General features: G+C 60.6%; 15 protein-coding genes. 9 read left to right on the top strand and 6 right to left on the bottom strand.

The genetic code is table 11. From position 1 onward, the window contains the following. Positions 1–51: 51 nt before the first annotated feature. The 8 genes from AC0ZT5_RS15615 (at position 52) to AC0ZT5_RS15580 (ending at position 8,525) form a co-directional block, all read left to right on the top strand. Positions 52–1,119 (top strand): cyclic nucleotide-gated potassium channel, encoded by a 1,068-nt coding sequence (locus AC0ZT5_RS15615; RefSeq protein WP_488497157.1) that lies wholly within the window; start codon positions 52–54, stop codon positions 1,117–1,119. A 223-nt stretch (positions 1,120–1,342) separates the two neighbouring features. Then, on the top strand, positions 1,343–2,221 hold the full coding sequence (locus AC0ZT5_RS15610; protein WP_477285382.1) for a metal-dependent phosphohydrolase: 879 nt from the start codon (positions 1,343–1,345) through the stop codon (positions 2,219–2,221). Between the two features lie 343 nt (positions 2,222–2,564). After that, positions 2,565–3,017 carry a pyridoxamine 5'-phosphate oxidase family protein gene (locus AC0ZT5_RS15605; RefSeq protein WP_477285380.1) on the top strand — a complete coding sequence of 151 codons (453 nt, stop codon included), beginning with the start codon at positions 2,565–2,567 and terminating at the stop codon, positions 3,015–3,017. A gap of 651 nt (positions 3,018–3,668) precedes the next feature. Beyond that, positions 3,669–3,968 carry a hypothetical protein gene (locus AC0ZT5_RS15600; RefSeq protein ID WP_477285378.1) on the top strand — a complete coding sequence of 100 codons (300 nt, stop codon included), beginning with the start codon at positions 3,669–3,671 and terminating at the stop codon, positions 3,966–3,968. Between the two features lie 99 nt (positions 3,969–4,067). After that, complete coding sequence (locus tag AC0ZT5_RS15595) at positions 4,068–4,325, top strand: YMGG-like glycine zipper-containing protein (RefSeq protein ID WP_488497156.1); 258 nt, start codon at positions 4,068–4,070, stop codon at positions 4,323–4,325. 333 nt (positions 4,326–4,658) lie between these two features. Continuing rightward, positions 4,659–5,156: a DUF1269 domain-containing protein gene (locus AC0ZT5_RS15590; protein ID WP_095089034.1), complete on the top strand. Its 498-nt coding sequence runs from the start codon at positions 4,659–4,661 to the stop codon at positions 5,154–5,156. An 898-nt stretch (positions 5,157–6,054) separates the two neighbouring features. After that, on the top strand, positions 6,055–7,095 hold the full coding sequence (locus tag AC0ZT5_RS15585; RefSeq protein ID WP_488497155.1) for an AI-2E family transporter: 1,041 nt from the start codon (positions 6,055–6,057) through the stop codon (positions 7,093–7,095). Between the two features lie 482 nt (positions 7,096–7,577). Further along, positions 7,578–8,525 carry a helix-turn-helix domain-containing protein gene (locus AC0ZT5_RS15580; RefSeq protein WP_488497154.1) on the top strand — a complete coding sequence of 316 codons (948 nt, stop codon included), beginning with the start codon at positions 7,578–7,580 and terminating at the stop codon, positions 8,523–8,525. A 154-nt stretch (positions 8,526–8,679) separates the two neighbouring features. On the opposite strand, the gene AC0ZT5_RS15575 is transcribed toward AC0ZT5_RS15580, so the two are convergent. The 6 genes from AC0ZT5_RS15575 to AC0ZT5_RS15550 all read right to left on the bottom strand — a co-directional run bounded on the left by AC0ZT5_RS15575 (position 8,680) and on the right by AC0ZT5_RS15550 (position 16,930). Continuing rightward, positions 8,680–9,228: an HdeD family acid-resistance protein gene (locus tag AC0ZT5_RS15575; RefSeq protein WP_488497153.1), complete on the bottom strand. Its 549-nt coding sequence runs from the start codon at positions 9,226–9,228 to the stop codon at positions 8,680–8,682. Next, a complete protein-coding gene (locus tag AC0ZT5_RS15570) occupies positions 9,225–12,392 on the bottom strand; it encodes an efflux RND transporter permease subunit (protein WP_488497152.1) in 3,168 nt (1,055 codons plus the stop codon). The genes AC0ZT5_RS15575 and AC0ZT5_RS15570 overlap by 4 nt, the downstream gene beginning before the upstream one ends. Continuing rightward, positions 12,389–13,501 carry an efflux RND transporter periplasmic adaptor subunit gene (locus AC0ZT5_RS15565; protein WP_488497151.1) on the bottom strand — a complete coding sequence of 371 codons (1,113 nt, stop codon included), beginning with the start codon at positions 13,499–13,501 and terminating at the stop codon, positions 12,389–12,391. Before AC0ZT5_RS15565 ends, AC0ZT5_RS15570 begins: the two co-directional genes overlap by 4 nt. Positions 13,502–13,593: 92 nt before the next feature. Then, entirely contained in the window at positions 13,594–14,208 is a 615-nt protein-coding gene (locus AC0ZT5_RS15560; RefSeq protein ID WP_488497150.1) for an HdeD family acid-resistance protein, read from the bottom strand. Positions 14,209–14,234: 26 nt separating this feature from the next. Further along, positions 14,235–15,479: an arginine deiminase gene (locus tag AC0ZT5_RS15555; protein ID WP_488497149.1), complete on the bottom strand. Its 1,245-nt coding sequence runs from the start codon at positions 15,477–15,479 to the stop codon at positions 14,235–14,237. 17 nt (positions 15,480–15,496) lie between these two features. Next, on the bottom strand, positions 15,497–16,930 hold the full coding sequence (locus tag AC0ZT5_RS15550; protein WP_488497148.1) for a basic amino acid/polyamine antiporter: 1,434 nt from the start codon (positions 16,928–16,930) through the stop codon (positions 15,497–15,499). A 291-nt stretch (positions 16,931–17,221) separates the two neighbouring features. On the opposite strand from AC0ZT5_RS15550, the gene AC0ZT5_RS15545 reads away from it, so the two are divergent. After that, positions 17,222–18,652 (top strand): basic amino acid/polyamine antiporter, encoded by a 1,431-nt coding sequence (locus AC0ZT5_RS15545; protein ID WP_488497147.1) that lies wholly within the window; start codon positions 17,222–17,224, stop codon positions 18,650–18,652. Positions 18,653–18,778 lie beyond the last annotated feature (126 nt).

Here is an 18,778-nt window from a genome sequence, read left to right as displayed (position 1 = left end):
TTGCCTTGAAGGCATTCTATTCTGGAGGTAGAAGCGGCTCGTGGGCACAGAATGTCGGTACTGCCTTTCTTAAGAATCTACGCGCCGCTCAACGCGGTTCTGGCTGCGCCTGGGCTTTTGGCGGTGGCTGCGCTCACGATACCGGTCATGTCCGGACGAAGCAGACTGGCTCTGGTTGTCGTACTCGCAGTCATTTGGGGCGCCTATCTCCTGCAACTGGCCGCGACGCTGCTCAAGCGCCGGGCGGGAGACGTTCGGGACAGGACGCCGGCAATCGCCATTGATGTGCTCGCGGTTTTGGTTCCACTCGCCGCATTTCTGCTTGTCGGCACGCCCGACCGGAGCCTCTACTGTGCTGTCTGGCTGCTGAAACCGCTGCGCGACTCGACTTTCTTCCCGGTGCTGGGCAGGGTGCTGGCCAACGAAGCGCGCAACCTGATCGGCGTCACCACGCTCTTCGGCGTCGTTCTGTTCGCTGTCGCGCTCGCCGCCTATGTCATCGAGCGCGACATCCAACCGGAAAAGTTCGGCAGCATCCCCCAGGCAATGTGGTGGGCGGTGGTCACGCTGTCCACTACCGGCTATGGCGACGAAATTCCGCAAAGCTTCGCCGGCCGCGTCCTTGCCGGGATGGTCATGATGAGTGGCATCGGCATCTTCGGGCTCTGGGCCGGCATTCTTGCCACCGGCTTCTATCAAGAAGTCCGTCGCGGGGATTTCCTCCGTAATTGGCAATTGGTCGCCACCGTGCCGTTGTTTCAGAAGCTCGGCCCAGCCGTGCTGGTCGAGATCGTGCGCGCGTTGAGACCTCGCATGGTGCCGGCGGGCGCCGTGATCTGCCGCATTGGCGAGCCCGGCGATCGGATGTTCTTTGTCGTTGAGGGGCGCGTCAGCGTCGCGACGCCGAACCCGGTAGAGCTTGGCCCTGGCGCCTTCTTCGGCGAGATGGCGCTGATCAGCGGCGAACCGCGTTCGGCGACCGTCAGCGCTGCAACGGTGGTCTCGCTCCTTTCGCTGCACGCGGTGGATTTCCAGATGCTGTGCAGCAGCAGCCCGGAGATCGCGGAAATCATCCGCAAGACCGCGCTCGAGCGGCGCGGCGCGGTACCGACGGCTTGACCGTACCTCTGGTGTGCAGTCCCGGACTGTGATCGTGTACCGTCGATCTGTGCGGCACCGACAGCGGCCACGGTTTCGCGGGTGGCGAGGGCGACCGCAGCGACATTCGGTAGTCGCCGCTGCCTCGGTGGCCTCGGTCCTAAGATAATATCTGGGAACTGTGCTAGGATGGCCGCCGCGCGGCGCGACTTGTCATGCTTCAAAGCGGTCAGGAACGATTGTCATGCTCAATCCAATCTCCATCATGGCCGACCGGCTCGGCGACTATCTGTCAGACCTCTATCTCCAGTATTTCTCGCATCGCAATCCGGAATATGCGAGCTACATAGGTGGAGCGGCCCGCCTTGTCCTGGAGCGCATCGGCAATTCGAACGCCCTCTATCACAACATCGAGCACACGCTGATGGTTACGCTTGCTGGCCAGCAGATCATCCGCGGCCGGCTGCTTTCGGAATCCCTGACCCCCGATGACTGGCTGCATTATACCTGCGCGTTGCTTGTCCACGACATCGGCATGGTCCACGGCGTGTGCCAGGGCGACACCGAGGACAGCTTCGTCATTAACGAGGCCGGCGACTTCTTTACGCCACCGCGCGGCGCCTCCGACGCAGTGCTTGCGCCATACCATATCGAGCGCGCCAAAATCTATGCGCGCCAACGTTTTGCTTCCTCGAAGTTCGTCAATGAGGAGCGCATTGTCGCGGCGATCGAGATGACGCGCTTTCCGGTGCCGAACGATCCGGCCTACCAGGTCACCAACACCGAGCCGGCGCTGGTCAGGGCGGCAGACCTGATCGGCCAGCTCGCTGACCCCTTCTACCACCGCAAGCTGCCGGCGCTGTTTGCCGAGTTCTCTGAGATCGGAATGGTGGAAAAGCTCGGCTGCAAGACCGCCGCCGATCTCGGCGCCATCTTCACCGATTTCTTCACGCTGCAGGTCGAGCCCTATATCGGCGACGCGATCCGCTATCTGGAGCTAACGACGGAAGGCAAGCAGTGGATCGCCAACCTCCACAGCAACCTCTTCCAGTCCGGGCATCGCGCCAGGATCGGCCCGTTCCCCGGCGTGTTGCAGCCGGCGAGCCTTTCGGTGGTAACTTAAGAGCCTGGGATTGTTTCCTCTTTTCCGCCGGTGCCGAGCCGGCTGCGAACCAGTGATGGGTCGACGCGGAGTGGATCTCGCCGTCCCTGGCCGCGACTCGACAATCCCCTCCCGCGCTTTGCGCACGCCGGCCAAGTCCGCTTGGCGCTGCGAAATGCTGACATTCAGCATAGCCAAGGAAACGAACCTTTGCCGCAGAACGGGCACAACTGATTTGCCTTTCGTTCCGCCAGCCAACGCGACCGAGGTGCGTTTGCCCGCCACTGTGTTGATGTGCGTCAAATGCGAGACGGTCTACGGCCCCTACCATGGTCACGGTCAGCAATGATTTTGGAGACAGCAGATGGACGAAGAGAGCAGAAACAAGATCGAGACGTTGTTGGATCAGCATCGGATCATGACGGTTGCAACGCTGAGACCGGACGGCTGGCCGCAGGCGACGACAGTCGGCTACGTGAACGAAGGCCTTACCCTTTACTTTCTCTGCGGTCTGGAAAGCCAGAAGGCTGCGAATCTGGCGCGCGACGATCGCGTGTCCTTGACCATCGATCACGACGCGCCACAGGTGATGGACATCACCGGACTTTCTATGGCGGCGCGTGCGCAGCCGGTGGTGGACCGGGCCGAAGCGGAAAAGGTCCTGCGGATGCTGCCGCTGAAGTATCCGGAGCAAGTTTCGTTGCCGGGCCCGATGCCGACGCCGGAGCAGGTGCGCATATTTCGCGTGATGCCCACGGTTATCTCAGTGCTCGATTACTCCAAGGGCTTTGGCCACACCGAGCTCGTCACTTGCTGAGCGCGCTCCTCCCAAGATAAGCTTTGGGTTATGCGGGCGAGGCCGGCAAATCGCGGGCAAAGTCTGCGCATTCGGACCTGGGGCTGGCACCTCGTCGGATGACCGCCAGTAGCACATCCCTGACAGTCGATCGTTCGAGTGATACCGGGGTTGATGATCCTACCCATAGGGTGTTTTGAACGGATTCTCGTTTTGTTGGTGATGGGCGATCATGCGAAACCGTCACGCTAGCGACTTTGCCTATTGGCCGTCCTTTAGCGCCCGGGATGGTAAACCGCGATCAAACGCTCGAGTTCGTCGATGGCAGAGGACTGCGGAAGCTTCCCGCCCTGGAGTTCCGGCCGCACCCTCCAGGCCGGATCCACGCCCTCCATACTCGGCAACTCATGCGCGATGCCTTTATGAAAGGCAGTGACCTGTTGCCACCCCACAAAGAGACGTAGAGCTCAACCACGGGATTCTCAGCTAATTTCTTCGCGCGCCCGCTCGGATAAGGTGTGCAGAAACTCGACCATCGTCCTCATCATGACTGCGAAAATCCTGGTGAAGATCAGAAAATATGGCGGCGCGGCCTCAAGACCTCGCTCGTCCGCTAGAATCGGCATTGTGGGGTTCTATGGTGGAGCTCTCTAAATTCCTGGACGCGTAGCCATGCCGGCCGTCGCAACCATGGTCATTGAGTTTGTCTGCGGCGCTGCAAGCGGAATTGCGCTCGGCCGCTGGGTGCCAAGTTTCAGCCTTGGCCGGACAGCCGACGGCATAATCGGCGGCATTGGCGGTCTGCTTTTCGTATGGCCCTCCGCCCGGATCGCAGGTGTTGGGCCCCTCATCGGCCACCACGCCGATGGCCTGACGCCGACCATGTTGATCGGAGCGGGAATAGCAGGGCTGCTCGGAGGTGTTGTCCTGATTGTGCTGGCCGGGTTCGTTTGGGCACTCATGAAAGGCTGACAGCTGCGAATGAAGACGATGGCCCTAACGCACTGCGCTTTCCGCCCCATCCGGGTGCGCCATCGCTGAAGATTGCCAGGTAGCTATGAGGAGACCATTATGAGGAAATTGGCTCTTGCGCTTGCAGTCGCCTCAGGTTTGGCAGGCTGCACCAACGCGGAAAAAGGCGCTGTGATCGGGGGGGTTGGCGGCGCCGCGCTCGGAACAGCAGCTGGCGGTAGCGACGTGCGAAATGCGGTCGTTGGCGGTGCAATCGGGGCCGTCGCGGGCACCTTGATCGGAGCGGCGGCCGACCGTCGCGGATATTGTCGATACCGGGATCGGCACGGGCGAATCTTCGAGGCGCCATGCAGGTGATCCCGTTTCGTATCTTGCTCCGCCGTAACGCTCGCGGGGCGCGAACGACGCATGACCCGTTTGGCCCAGGAGAACAGGTCAGGAAACCCACTTCCAATGCCGCTTCATGCAGACCTCTGGATACGGCTGCGTACCATTGAGATGAAGTAACTGCCTGCGGTGATCCGGCGCAAGTCGAAGCCGTTCCGTCGTCTTGGGCTGCAATCAAAAAGGGACGGACCGCAAAGGCGTGGGATTCCCGGCTAATTTCTTCGCTGTGGCAGAGACCTAAAATGGCATCCCGCAATCTTGTGAGCGCATCTCGATCCCATCGAAATTCGCAGTGGAGGCCCCATGTCCGACCTGGTCGTCATAGTCTACCCCTCCGAAGCCAAGGCTGAAGAGGTGCGCCAGCGCCTGTTTGCATTGCAGAAGGAATATCTCATCAACATCGGCGACGCCGTGATCGCGACCAAGACGGAAGCTGGCAACGTAAAGCTCAACCAGATCATGAACACGACCGTCACTGGTGCTGTGTCCGGTAGCTTCTGGGGGCTGCTCATCGGTGTCATTTTCCTCAATCCAGTCATCGGTGTGGCGATTGGCGCCGCTTCCGGCGCGCTTGGCGGCGCACTGACCGACGTCGGAATAAACGATGCTTTCATGAAAGATCTGTCGGCCACCTTGCAGCCGGGAAATGCTGCATTGTTCGTGCTCGTTCACGGAATGACCGCCGATAAGGTGCTGAGCGCAATCAAGGGATTTGGTGGCGTCGTACTCAAGACATCGCTGGACGAGACGAAGGAGCAGATCCTTCGTGAGGCGCTTAGTCAGGCGTCCAAAGCTGCATAAGGTTCAACGCCGCTCAGGAATCGCGTGAGCCGATCGCCTAGCAAAGTGGACAGAACGATGGGCGCATTCGAGACTGCTGTCGTACTCGCTATAGAGGTCATCTGTGGTGCAGCGGCCGGCCTCGCCCTGGGGCGATGGACGGGTCTTCGTCTGGGCGCAAAAGCCGATGCCTTGACGGGCGCGATCGGCGGACTGGCTCTGACCTGGCTGGCCGGACAGCTGCCAGGCGTCGCCCGTGTTGTCGGAAAGGTGGAAGGCGCGGTGGAAGCCGCGGCGCAAGGCGTTGGCGTCCTTACCCCGGCAATCCTTGTCGGGGTTGGCATCGCAGGGTTGTTAGGCGGCCTCGTCCTTACCGCGTGCATTGCCTTTGCCGTAGGCGGAGCCCGGCGTCGAGGGCGGTCCGAAGGAGAAGTGAGGTGAAGCAGGTGCAATGCCTGTTTGCTCACCCGAGCACGTGCTTGCTGGTCGCTGCATTGTTGTCGGCATGCACTGTCGTCGTCGATCATCCTCGTCCTGTTCCCCCGCGACCTCAGGCCTGCACCTTCCAGCATGCACCTGTTTGCGGTCGACGAGGTGAAAGGCTGCAGACATTTGGCAACGCGTGCATGGCTCGCGCCCAAGGATTCCAGGTGGTGAGCAATGGCCAGTGTCGCATATCGCGGCCCACCCAACCGATAGCCTGCACTCGAGAGTTTGCTCCGGTTTGTGCGAGCAGGAGTGGGCGCCTGCGCACCTTCTCCAACGCTTGCCTGGCCCGTGCGGATGGTTTTCGGCCAGTTCATGCCGGCCGCTGCCGTTGAGGTTTCCGGCAGGAATTTGAGCTTGGCTTCTTTCTCGACCGTGAACAATTCCGTTCCGGAGATTGCGACCGTTGCGCTCGATAGACGACAAGTCAGAAATGACAGAAACGACCGGTCGCGGGGCGATTCATCCTGTTGCAACCGGCATTCTCGTCCTCGCATTGTTGTATTTCGCCAAATCAATCTTTATGCCAGTTGCATTCTCATTGTTCGTTCTCGCGCTGGTCTTGCCCGTTCAAATGGCTTTGCAAAGTCGGATTGCGAAGCTGGCGGCGATGCTGATCACACTGTTGCTCACGGTTACTGTGATCATAATCGTAGGATCCGCCGTCGTCTGGGGACTGGGCGAACTGTCGCAATGGCTGTTCTATAATACTGGCCGGCTTCAGGCGACATACACGCGCTGGGCGGTCTGGCTGGAGAGCCATGGCATCGCAATCGTTGGTCCGCTTGAAGAGCATTTCAATCTGACCTGGCTGATCAGCTTGACACAAGGCTTTCTCAATCGGCTGAACAGCATGGCCGGCTTTGCCATATTGACCTTCATCTTTGTCATGCTTGGCCTGCTCGAAGCCGACGATTTCCAGCGTCGTCTTCGCCTGAGTTCGGCTCAACCTCAAGGCGAGATGCTCTTGCATATCGGCCGCGAAATTGGCGCCAAGGTCCGCCGTTTCATGGTGGTGCGCAGCATCGCATGCGTGCTGACGGGCTTGGTCGTGTGGGGGTTTGCCTTGGCTGCCGGGCTAGAACTCGCAAGCGCTTGGGCGGCGATCGCTTTTGCGCTGAACTATATTCCGTTCGTCGGACCGTTGGTGGCTACAATCTTTCCGACCTTGTTCGCCGTCGCGCAGTCCGGGTCGTGGCAGCTGGCCCTGATTGTGTTCCTCGGCCTGAACGTCATTCAGTTCGTTATCGGCAGTTATCTGGAGCCATTCCTGACCGGCGCATCGCTGGCCATCTCGCCTTTTGCCGTGATGTTTGCCATCTTCTTCTGGAGCTTTTTATGGGGTCTGCCCGGGGCTTTCATCGGCGTCCCAATTCTGATTGTTGTAGTCACATATTGCATGCACCAACACTCGACACGCTGGATTGCTGCGCTGCTGTCCGGAGGTCCTGTCGAAAGATTTGGTGCTTCTTAGCTGTATTAACTATGCTTCATGGCCAAGCGGGGGCGTCGAAATCCAACGACCTTGTAAAACGGGAAAAATCGGTTTAAATTGGCATTGTGCGGGGAGATATTCTTGTCATTGAAGGATATCTCTGATGAGAGTGCTCTTGCTAACAGTCGCCGGCTGCGCGAAGACGAGTGTACATAACGCATCTCTAATGCATCTTTGCTTTCGGCGTGCCGACGTTGTGGACTGGTTGTTGAAGACCCTGAGCGGGAAATCTAGCCCCGTCAGGGCTTGCGCCCGTTAGGAGTCCGATTGTGACCGCTAACGCAGCGAGGGCCCTTCCTGCCCACTTCGCCGAACCGTCGCCTCAAGCAACAGCGGTCGCCCCCAAGAATGATCTGCGTCCGGTTGTCCCGGAACCCGTTCCGGTTCCCTGCTTTGAATTCTCGACTAGGGAGTTGCCTCCGAGGGACCAGTTTGCGGCATGGCGCCAGAACTTCGCGACTATGCTCGACTTTGTCGAGCCGAGCGATACTGCGGCGGGTTTCGCCGGCACGCAGCTTCTCTGGGATCTAGGCGATCTTGCCTTGGCTCAGATCAGCACCAATGGCTTGGATTTTTCCAGCCTGGCGGGTCACATTCGCCGAGACCCCATCGATCATTGGTTGGTGACCCTTATCCGGGACGGCAGATCGCAAACGACCACTCCATCCAGGTCTTTCGACGCGGAGGCCGGATCGGTGCAAGTGCATTCGCTTGGCCGGGTCTTCGAGGGCAGCGTTACAGACTGCGAAATGCTGTTGCTCTTCGTACCCCGCGACTTCTGCCGCGACATGGGGTGGGGTCTCGACATGGCCGAGTTCACCGTGCTCGGTGGAGGCATGGGGACGCTGCTTGCCGACTATCTGGCCAGCCTCGCCCAGAGGCTTCCTACGATTAATGTTGGCGATCTTCCTGGCTTGCTCGGTGCGACCAGAGCGATGCTACAGGGTTGCATCGCGCCATGCTCTGACCATCTCGCCGAAGCCCATGATCCAATTTCCGCCACCTTGCTCGAGCGCGCCCGTCGATTCGTGCAACTTCATCTGTTTGAACCGGATCTCGGCGCCGAGCGTCTGACACGCGGACTCGGGATATCGCGTTCACGTCTCTACCGACTTTTCGAGGCTTCCGGAGGGATCGTGCACTACATCCAGCATCGGCGGCTCCTGGCGGCCCACGCAGCGCTCGCTGATCCGAATGACCGCCGTCGAATTCTCGACATTGCTGACGAATACGGCTTCTGTGATGGCGCTGAATTCAGCCGGGCTTTTAGACGCGAGTTCGGATACTGCCCAAGCGAAGTGAGAGCTGGTGTCAAGAACGGACCATCGAACTGGCATATACATGAGGTGCAGACCGCTGCCCCGTCCGAGCGTCTGAGCCAGTTGCTTCTTCGGCTCCAGGCGCAATGACCGGCATGGGTCGATATCGCTGATATCGGGCAACCCCGATCCAATCCTATCAAGCAGTGCGAACACCATCTGTATTGACGGACCGATCCGCGGCTCCGCAACGCAGCACCGCGCAGCGATCAAGCAAATCGGCGAGCCCGGCCGCCGTGAGAATTCACGCTGTCTTGGCCGCAGATACCCAGCCGTTTGTCAGCCAGGCAATGCCATGCGAAATGAGGTCGATACCCAGCAAGAATCCAAGCACCCAAAGGCCGGTCGTGGGCCATCCAGTCAGGATAACAAGTCCGGCCAGAAATCCGAATGTTCCGGACAGAACCATCGCCCAGCCGACGTCGCTCCAGTGCCTGACGCCGACAAAGAGGCGCATGATACCCGAGGCCACAAGCAGCAGTCCGAGGACGTAGGTCAGGACAAGGGCGCCTGACACAGGCTGCCTCACCACCATGGCACCAAAAACAATATACAGGATGCCGAGGAGGAATTGCCATATGAAGCCGCCCCATCCCTTCATCCAGAAGGCGTGCATCATCTCGAACGCACCCACGACGATGGCCGTAACACCAATGACAATGGCGCTGATCACGGTAGCCAGCGCCACGTCACCCAAGACGAATATGCCCCCGACAATCAGCACGAGGCCAAGGAGAAGACGAACCGATGTGGGTGGCAAAGTCGACGCGGTTCCATTCTCATAAGCAGTCATGGCTTCCTCCTCGATTGCTGGACTCCGTCATTGGTGTCGATCCCTGCCTTCGTCCGGACAGGGGCCCATTCCGCAATATGCTGGATCGCCGCGAATAGGGCCGGGATGATGAAAAGGCCGATCGTCGTTGCGGCCAGCATGCCGCCAAAGATCGTGACGCCCACCGCCTGGCGCGCGCCGGCTCCGGCGCCGGTGGACACCGCCAGTGGAATAATGCCCAGAATGAAAGAGAGAGCAGTCATCATCACGGCACGGAAGCGCTGCTCGGCGCCAAGTCTTGCCGCTTCGGCGATCGGTTGCCCCTCCTCGCGACGTTCCTTGGCGAATTCGACGATCAGGATGGCGTTCTTCGACGCCAGCCCGATGAGCAGCACGATGGCGATCTGCACATAAAGACTGTTTTGCAGTCCGAAAAGCATGAGCGCCCCAGTGGCGCCGAACAAGGCGGCTCCAAGGGACAGAATTACGGCGATTGGAAGCATCCAGCTTTCGTACTGCGCTACCAAGAACAGATAGGCGAACAGGAAGGCCAGTCCGAAGATCATGGTCTCCTGTCCGGCGCTGCGCCGTTCCTGGAACGACAGGCCGGACCACTCGTAGCCATAGCCGGCCGGCAGCGCCTCGGCCGCGACGCGTTCGATGGCATCCATCGCCGCTCCGGAACTGCCGCCTGGCGCGACTTGGCCGTTGATCTGTGCCGCTACCGAGAGGTTGTAGCGGGAGATGACGAAGGGCGCGAGCACCCTGCTGGTCGATACCACCGCCCTGAGCGGCACCATCGCGCCCGTCCGGCTGCGAACATGGAGATTGAGGATATCCTCGGCGTCCCCGCGATGCTCGGCGTCAGCCTGCAGGTTGACCTGGAAGACTCGCCCCTGCAGCGTGAAATCGTTCACGTAACGCGACCCGAAGCTGGCGCCGATCGTCGAATAGATGTCGGACACGCTCACTCCAAGCGCTTCGGCGCGGGTCCGGTCGACATCGACATAAATCTGCGGCACGTCGGCGCTGAAGGTAGTCGCCACACCGCCGATTTCCGGCGCCTGGTTGATCGCCGTAACGAATGCACGTACCACCGCCGCGATCTCTTCCGGCGGCTGGCCCTGCAAAGCCTGGAGGCGCAGATCGAGGCCACCGACCGCCCCGATGCCGGAAATGGCCGGTGGTGAAAAGACTGCAACATTGGCGCCCGGAATGGTTGCGAATTGTGCGCGCAATCTTGCGAGGATGGCGTCCAGCCGCAGATCCGGCGTGTTGCGCTGATCCCAAGGGTCCAGCGCCGCAACCACCATCGCTCCGTTGGGAGATTGTGTCCCCTGCACGATGCTGAAGCCTGCGACCGAAATAACGTTTTCGACGCCTTTCGTTGCCAACAGAGTCCGTTGAACCTCGCCGACAATCGCCCGCGTGCGATCGAGCGAGGCGGCGTTGGGAAGCTGGATATCGACAAACAGGGCACCCTGGTCCTCGTCCGGGAGGAAGGTGGAGGGGAGACCGCTGAACAGCAGGTACGCGCCCAGGAAGCAGGCGGCGAGTGCGGCGAGAGGTATGATCCACAGGCGCACCAGGAAACCGACCAGCCGACCATAGCCGACACGCGTCGCGTTCATGAAGCGGGCGAACCAGCCAAGCGGACCGCGCCGGTATCCGGTCTTGCCGCGCCTCAGCAGGATCGCGCTGAGTGCCGGGCTGAGCGTGAGGCCGACTACGGACGAGATAACCAGCGCCGCCGACAAGGTGACCGCGAACTGACGATAGAGCTGACCGCTTATGCCGGATAGGAAAGCTGTCGGGATCACCACGGCGAGGAGGACGAGCGTGGTGGAAATGATCGGACCCGTGATCTGCCCCATCGCCTTGCGGGCGGCCGCCGCCGTTTCGACCGCGGGGTCTTCCTCCATGACATGCTTGACGTTCTCGACGACAAGGATGGCATCGTCGGCGACCAGTCCGATCGCCAGCACCAGGGCTAGCAGCGAGATCGAGTTTATCGAATATCCGAACGCCAGCAGGATGGCGATGGCGCCCAGCATTGCGACGGGCATGGCCAGCGCCGAGACCAGGGTGGCGCGCCAGTCCTGCAAGAACAGGTAGGTGACGACGAGAACGATCAGGAAAGCCTCGCCGAGGATCCGCACGATGAGCGAGAGGCTCGTACGGACGAACCGTGTCGCATCGTAGACGACCTGGTATTGGAGGCCGGGCGGAAACGTGGGCGCAAGACGCTGTAGCTCGGCGAGCACGGCGTTGGCGGTCTGGATCGCGTTGGCTCCCGGCGCCTGGTTTATCTGAAGCATCGCCGTGTCATGCCCGGCGAAGCTCGCGCTCGATGAATAATTGCGCGCGCCGAGTTCGATGCGGGCGATGTCGTGCAACCGCACGATCGCTCCGGCCCCGCCGGTGCGCACGACGATGGCCCCGAATTCATCCGTGCTCATGAGGCGGCCGCGGGCCACGAGCGTATATTGCAGCTCGGTGCCTTCCCGCGCAGGTGGAGCCCCGGCCTGGCCAAGCGAGGCCTGGATGTTCTGCCGCTGAATGGCGGTGGCCACGTCATCGGCAGTTATGCCGAGCGCATCCATGCGTGCCGGATCCATCCATATGCGCATCGAGTATTCGGACGCGCCGACGACAGAAGCCTCACCGACACCGGTGACACGCGAGAGCGCATCGGCGATCGTTGTCGAGGTGAAATTGGTGATCTGCAGCACGTCGAGCTTGCTGTCCGGAGAATAGAAGGCGATGCCGAGCACGAAATCGGGCGATCTCGACCGCACCGACACGCCTTGCTGGGTGACCGCGACCGGCAATTGAGAAATCGCCAGTTGCGCCCTGTTCTGCACATTGACCTGCGCAATGTCTGGATCTGTGCCGACTTCAAACGTCACGGACAGCGAATATTGCCCGGCATTCGAACTTGTCGACGACATGTACATCATGTTGGGGACGCCATTGATGGCCGTCTCCAGAGGCCCACCGACGACATCGGCTATTACTTCCGCGCTCGCGCCGGGATAGATGGCCGAGACGCTGACGGTGGGCGGCGTGATCTCTGGATATTGCTGCACCGGCAGCGAAAAAATGGCGATCGCGCCTGCAATCGAAATGACGATTGACAAGACGATCGCCAGCCGGGTCCGGGTGATGAAGAGATCGGAGATCATGGGCCATCGCCAACGGGCTGGCCTTGGCTCGGCTGAACCGTCATGCCTTCGACAAGACGCTGGATTCCCTGAACGACAACCTGCTCGCCGCCGCTGAGGCCAATGGTGACCGCCCAGCCATTGTCGACGCGTGCGCCCGTGTCGATGCGCCGTTGCGAGACGGTGTTGCTCTTGCCGAGCAGATAGACGAAGCGCCCCTCGCGATCCTGCAGCACGGCTGTCTGAGGTACTACCGGCAAGCGGGGCGCGTCTTTCTCCCGCACGTACAGGGTGACGAACTGTCCCGGCAGAAGGATATGGCGAGGATTGGGGAAAACTGCGCGGGCCGCGACCGTCCCGGTCTGCGGGTCGATCTCGTTCTCGATAAATTCGATTCGGCCAGGCGTGTCGTAGTCCGTCCCGTTGGCAAGACGCAGCGAAAGCTTCAACGTGCCCGGATCGACGTTGCTGCCGCTCGCCTCCTGCTGCCGGATCGTCACAAGCAACCCTTCGGTCACTGCGAAAGCCACGCGGACCGTGTCCAGGCCGACTATGCGTGCCAGCGAACCGGAATCCGATCCGACCAGATTGCCCGTCGTGAACGTCGCGCGGCCGATGTTGCCGGAGATCGGAGCCGTGATACGAGCATAGGACAGGTTGAGTTCGGCGGTAGCCAGGGACGCCTGAGCAACCTGCACGTCCGCGGCAGCGACATCAAATGTCGCCTGGACCTCGTCTAGAGCGGCCTGCGAGATCGTTCTTCGGGCGAACAGATCCTGGTTGCGCGCCAGGCTCCGTTCGGCCGATATTCGTGTTGCCTCAGCACGCGCCACCTGCGCCCGTGCCGACGCAACCAGGACATTAAGTTGATCCGGCTCAATCTCGAACAGCGTTTCCCCAGCCTTTACCGCTTGTCCACCGTTGAAATCGACGGAGTGCAGAAAGCCTGTGACACGCGCCCGGATGTCGACTGCCTCTATCGCTTCCACGCGGCCGGTAAACTGCACGGGAGTGCTGACCCGCTGAACCTCGATCTTCTCGACGACGACAGCGGGCGGCGGCGCCTGCCTTCCGCCAGGCTGCTGGGCGAATGAAATCGAACTGATGAAAGGTGGTTCGGCGCCGCCCAAGCAAGCAGCCATCAAGCATGCCCAGGAAGCGCGGCTGATCCACCGCCGCCTCGCGACCGGACGATGTCGCTCGGACGTTTCGCACGGCGCCTTCATGACCGGGCTCTACGCATCGTCAGAGCAATGGCAATGTAGGCGCCGCCAGCGACAAGGAGGGAAATGCCAGCGATCGTACCTGGTGTGTAAATGCTGGTATAGGGCAACTTCAATGCAAGCGTCGCACTAGCGGCAAGGGCGACCAGGCCCGATACTCCGAACCAATGCCAACCATCTTGATCGCGCACCCGGAACGCGAGGGCGACTTGCAGGATGCCCTGCACCAGAAATACCAAGGCGATCAGAAGCGTGATCGCGAGAGCGCCCTTGAAGGGATTGAAGTATATTAGGATGCCGCCGACCAACTCGACCGCGCCCGTGAGCTCTTGCCAGATGAATCCGCTCCACTCCTTGACTCGCAGGGATTGAACCATCTTCACAATGCCCGCGAGCGAAAGGACGATTCCAAGGACAACGCTTGCAGCGAATGTGGAAACCACGGGCAACGCGACGGCCAGCACTCCAGCCGACGCCAGGCCGATGCCCAGCGCCAAAAACCAACCCCATTTGGAACGCAGGGAGTCCGCTTGATGCTGGTGATCGGTTCCGCTCGTGGATGCGCCGCTCATCGTCGATTGCCTAACCGGAATTGCTGCAGGAGCGGCGCCCATCTCCGATCTCCGAGAACGCTCTCTTGTCAGTAATCCACCGGATCACGGATTATCGGACAGGTCATGCAGTGGCCGCCGCCACGACCGCGGCCTAGTTCCGCGCCGATGATGGTAATGACCTCTATGCCCTCCTTTCGCAGCAGCGTGTTTGTATAGGTGTTGCGGTCATAGGCGTACACGACGCCCGGCGATGCACAGACCAGATTTGCGCCACTATCCCATTGGGTGCGCTCGCGGACGTAGGCATTGCCGCCGGTCTCGACAACACGCATCTTTTTGAGGCTGAGCGAGTCGCGCACCGTCTCGACGAAGGTGCCTTTGTCCTTGTGCAGTTCGACGCCGCCCTTGCCGTCCGGCCGGTAGGAGAACGCCTCGATGCCATTGACGATATCGGGGTAGAGCAGCACACAGTCGCGGTCGGCAAAGGTGAACACCGTGTCGAGATGCATCGCCGCGCGCAGTTTCGGCATCGCCGCGACGATGACGCGCTCGGCCGCGCCCTTCTCGAACAGCGTCGCAGCGAGCTGGCTGATGGCCTGACGCGAAGTGCGCTCGCTCATGCCGATCAGAACATTCCCCTTGCCGATCGGCATGACGTCGCCGCCCTCGAGCGTGGCGAGGCCCCAATCCTTGGTCGGGTCGCCCCACCACACGTTGACGTTGCCGGCGAAGTCGGGATGGAACTTGTAGATCGAGGTGGTGAGGATGGTTTCCTCATGCCGCGCCGGCCAGTAGAGCGGGTTCTGCGTAACGCCGCCATAGATCCAGCAGGTGGTGTCGCGGGTGTAGAGCGTGTTCGGCAGCGGCGGCAGTAGATACTCGTTCACCCCGGCCGCGTCACGGATCAGCTCGAGCTGTTCGCCGCCGATGGATTCGGGGAATTCATGGGTCGAGAGACCACCGATCAGCGTCTCCGCCAGATCGCGGTTGGAGAGCCCCTCCAGATAGGAGCGCACCTCGTCGACGAGGCCGAGGCCGATCTGGTTCGGCACCACCTGATTGTCGAGGATCCATTTCTTCGCCTCGGGGACGGCGACAGTTTCGGCGAGGAGGTTATGCATCTCCAACACCTCGACGCCGCGATCGCGCATCTTGGTCATGAAGTCGAAATGGTCGCGCTTGGCGTTGTCGACCCACAGCACGTCATCGAACAGCAGTTCGTCGCAGTTGGTGGGCGTCAGGCGCTGATGGGCGCGGCCGGGCGCGCAGACCATGACCTTGCGAAGCTGCCCGACTTCGGAATGCACGCCGAATTTCGTTTCCATCGCCATGGCTTGTGCCTTTCTCGTCAAGGTGTAATGGCGCCGGTCAACAGGCCGACGAAACCGGCGAGTCCAGCGACCAGTGTGACGGCGAAGATGATGAGTTCGACCGATGTGAAGAACCGCGCGTTCTGCTCGCGCCGCGCCCAGAGGTAGAGGACGGTTCCCGGCACGAAGAGCACCGCCACCAGCAGGACGTATTTCAAGCCGGCGGCCACAAACATGACAAGCGTGTAGACGACGGCGATCCAGGCGAATAACTGGTCGCGCCCGCGCTCGCCGGGCGAGGTCTCGTACCCCTCGCCGCGGCGTGCGATCAGCACGCCATAGCCCGCGACCAGCAAGTAGGGCAGCAGCGCCGTCACGCTTGTCATGTCGAGCATGACGTTGAAGGCGTCACGCGACCAGAAGGTTGAGATGACGAATAGCGAGACGACGATATTGGTCAGCCAAAGCGCGTTGGCGGGAACCCGGTTGCCGTTCTGCGCCGCGAAAAGCTTGGGCATGTCCTGCGACTTCGCTGCGGCAAACAGCACCTCGGCGCAGATCAGCGACCAGGCGAGATAGGCGCCGAGCACTGACACCAGCACGCCGATGGAAATGAACACCGCGCCCCAATGGCCCACGACCAGTTCGAGCGCGCCGGCAAGCGAGGGCTGTTGGACTCCGGCGATGGCCGCACGCGTAGCCGTGGCGTAGGGCAGAAGGGTGATGGCCACCATCAGGCCGGTGACGCCGACAAAACCCAGAATGGTGGCGGTGCCGACATCCGAACGCTTCTCGGCGAAGCGCGAATACACGCTCGCCCCCTCGATGCCGAGGAACACGAAAACGGTGATCAGCATGGTGTCGCGCACCTGCGCCAGCAGGGTCTTTTCCGGCATGCCCACGCCGCCGAGAAAGTTCTCGGAGAATTGCGTGTAGTTGAACGCGAATGCCATGGCGAGGATCGCCACTATGATCGGTACGATCTTGGCGACCGTCACGACGCTATTGATGAAGGTGGCCTGCTCGACGCCGCGCAGGATCATGAAATGGAAGGCCCAGATGCCAACCAGCGAGACGATGATCGCGGTCGCGGTGCTGCCATCCCCGAAAATCTCCGGGAAAAAGCGTCCGAGCGTCGATCCGATCAGCACCCAGTAGAAGACGTTTCCGAGGCAGCTTCCGAGCCAATAGCCGAACGCCGAGAGGAAGCCCATATAGTCGCCGAAGCCCGCCTTGGCATAGGCGAAGACGCCGGAATCGATATCGGGTTTCTTCTCGGCCAGCGCCTGGAACACCCGGGCCAGCATGTACATGCCGGTTCCGGCTATCGCCCAGGCGATGATGGCGCCGAACGGGCCCGTCGCGGTGGCGAACCTGCCGGGCAGATTGAAGATGCCGGCCCCGATCATCGACCCGACAACCATTGCGATCAAGGCGAACAAGGACAGCTTCTGCTCGGACTTACTTGCCACGTGCCTCTCCCGAGTGATCGGAATCATCTGTCCGTGAGCCAACAAGCGGGCTGGAATTTCAGTACAAACCAAACCCTATGCTTTTGGCGCGGTCGTGAAATTAGCTGAGAGTCTCATTCCTGTGCATCGCGTCTCTATTTCGGAGCCTCGACGCAATACACCGCCGCAGTGGAGTTACATCGGCTGGACTTGTGACTTTCTCCGATGCAGCATCGGGTGAGCGACCTGGACCGGTTTAGCAATTCGGACGGATTTCGCTTGTGCAATTGACGACCGGCTCGAGACGCGGCCATGGCATCCCAGACCTCGCAGAAGCTTTCGCTCGCGGCGCTAACGGCGATGGTGGTCGGATCAATGATCGGCGCCGGCATATTTTCGCTGCCTCGTACCTTCGGCAACGCCACCGGACCAGTCGGCGCAATCATTGCCTGGTGCATCGCCGGGACCGGGATGTATACGTTGGCTCGTGTCTTTCAAGCGCTCGCGGAGCGCAAGCCAGAACTCGATGCCGGCATCTTTGCCTACGCAAAAGCCGGCTTCGGTGACTACGCTGGTTTCCTTTCTGCGTTTGGCTATTGGTTGGTTGCCTGCATTGCCGACGTCTCATATTGGATTCTGATCAAGTCGACGCTCGGCGCGTTCTTCCCGGTTTTTGGTAATGGTGACACGGTCCCGGCGGTTGTGGTCTCGTCGATCGCACTCTGGCTGTTCCACTTCACGATCCTGCGCGGGATCAAGGAAGCTGCCGTCATCAACACCGTTGTTACGGTCGCAAAAGTCATTCCCATCCTTGCCTTCATTTTCATTCTGGCCGGAACGTTCAAGGCGAACATCTTCGTCAGCAACCTATGGGGCGGAGAGCTGGCATCGCGAAGCGGTCTCTTTGAGCAAATCCGAGCGACCATGCTGGTCACAATCTTTGTGTTCATTGGGATTGAGGGAGCAAGCGTCTATTCTCGCTATGCCAAGGAACGCTCCGATGTCGGCAGGGCGACGATCGTCGGTTTTGTCGCCGTTTTGTTCCTGCTGGTGCTGGTGACGCTTCTGCCGTATGCCGTACTTACACAGGCGGAAATCGCGGGAATGAGGCAGCCATCCATGGCTTCCATTCTCGAGGCTGTCGTCGGTACATGGGGCGCGGTTTTCGTCAGCGTAGGGCTGATTGTTTCTGTGCTAGGCGCTTATCTCGCGTGGTCGTTGATCTGTGTCGAGGTGCTGTTCGCGGCCGCAAAGAGCGGCGACATGCCAAGGATTTTTGCGCGTGAAAATGGCAACCGCGTCCCAGCCGCCGCGCTGTGGCTGACCAATATCGTCATTCAAGTCTTCGTCATAAGCACGCTTTTCTCGCAAGATGCGTTCGCGCTCATGGTGAAGCTGAGCAGTGCCATGGTGTTAATTCCTTACCTGCTCGTGGCTGGATACGGCTTCCTTCTGGCTTTACGCCGAGAGACCTATGGAACCCAACCGGCACAGCGATCCCGCGACTTGATCCTGGCTGGCATTGCCACATTGTATGTTGCGTTCATGATCTACGCAGGCGGCCTGAAATTTCTGTTGCTGTCATCCATTCTCTACGCACCCGGTACGTTGCTCTATGTTCAGGTCAGACGGGAACAGAACAAGCAAGTGTTGGTCGGCGTAGAATGGATAGTGTTGGCGGCTGCGGCAATTGGTTGCCTCGTTGGCATTTACGGAATTGCCAGCGGCGACATCATTATCTAGCTGGGCGAGCGGGGTACTCCACTCGCCGAAGTCGGTCACATAAAGAGACGTCCAGCTGCCCTCGGAGAGACGTTCGATAGCGCTCGCGCCGCAACGGCGTGCCCGAGCAAGCGCCTGTTCGGCTCC

The sequence above is a fragment of the Mesorhizobium sp. CNPSo 4670 genome, from assembly GCF_057784235.1.
Note: the sequence above shows the minus strand (reverse complement) of the source record. Positions and strands in the feature narration are given on the sequence as shown.

Coding starts and splice junctions, on each gene's coding strand:
- AC0ZT5_RS15615 (WP_488497157.1), top strand. CDS start 52: ATGTCGGTACTGCCTTTCTTAAGAATCTACGCGCCGCTCAACGCGGTT.
- AC0ZT5_RS15610 (WP_477285382.1), top strand. CDS start 1,343: ATGCTCAATCCAATCTCCATCATGGCCGACCGGCTCGGCGACTATCTG.
- AC0ZT5_RS15605 (WP_477285380.1), top strand. CDS start 2,565: ATGGACGAAGAGAGCAGAAACAAGATCGAGACGTTGTTGGATCAGCAT.
- AC0ZT5_RS15600 (WP_477285378.1), top strand. CDS start 3,669: ATGCCGGCCGTCGCAACCATGGTCATTGAGTTTGTCTGCGGCGCTGCA.
- AC0ZT5_RS15595 (WP_488497156.1), top strand. CDS start 4,068: ATGAGGAAATTGGCTCTTGCGCTTGCAGTCGCCTCAGGTTTGGCAGGC.
- AC0ZT5_RS15590 (WP_095089034.1), top strand. CDS start 4,659: ATGTCCGACCTGGTCGTCATAGTCTACCCCTCCGAAGCCAAGGCTGAA.
- AC0ZT5_RS15585 (WP_488497155.1), top strand. CDS start 6,055: ATGACAGAAACGACCGGTCGCGGGGCGATTCATCCTGTTGCAACCGGC.
- AC0ZT5_RS15580 (WP_488497154.1), top strand. CDS start 7,578: ATGCTCGACTTTGTCGAGCCGAGCGATACTGCGGCGGGTTTCGCCGGC.
- AC0ZT5_RS15575 (WP_488497153.1), bottom strand. CDS start 9,228: ATGACTGCTTATGAGAATGGAACCGCGTCGACTTTGCCACCCACATCG.
- AC0ZT5_RS15570 (WP_488497152.1), bottom strand. CDS start 12,392: ATGATCTCCGATCTCTTCATCACCCGGACCCGGCTGGCGATCGTCTTG.
- AC0ZT5_RS15560 (WP_488497150.1), bottom strand. CDS start 14,208: ATGGGCGCCGCTCCTGCAGCAATTCCGGTTAGGCAATCGACGATGAGC.
- AC0ZT5_RS15555 (WP_488497149.1), bottom strand. CDS start 15,479: ATGGCGATGGAAACGAAATTCGGCGTGCATTCCGAAGTCGGGCAGCTT.
- AC0ZT5_RS15545 (WP_488497147.1), top strand. CDS start 17,222: ATGGCATCCCAGACCTCGCAGAAGCTTTCGCTCGCGGCGCTAACGGCG.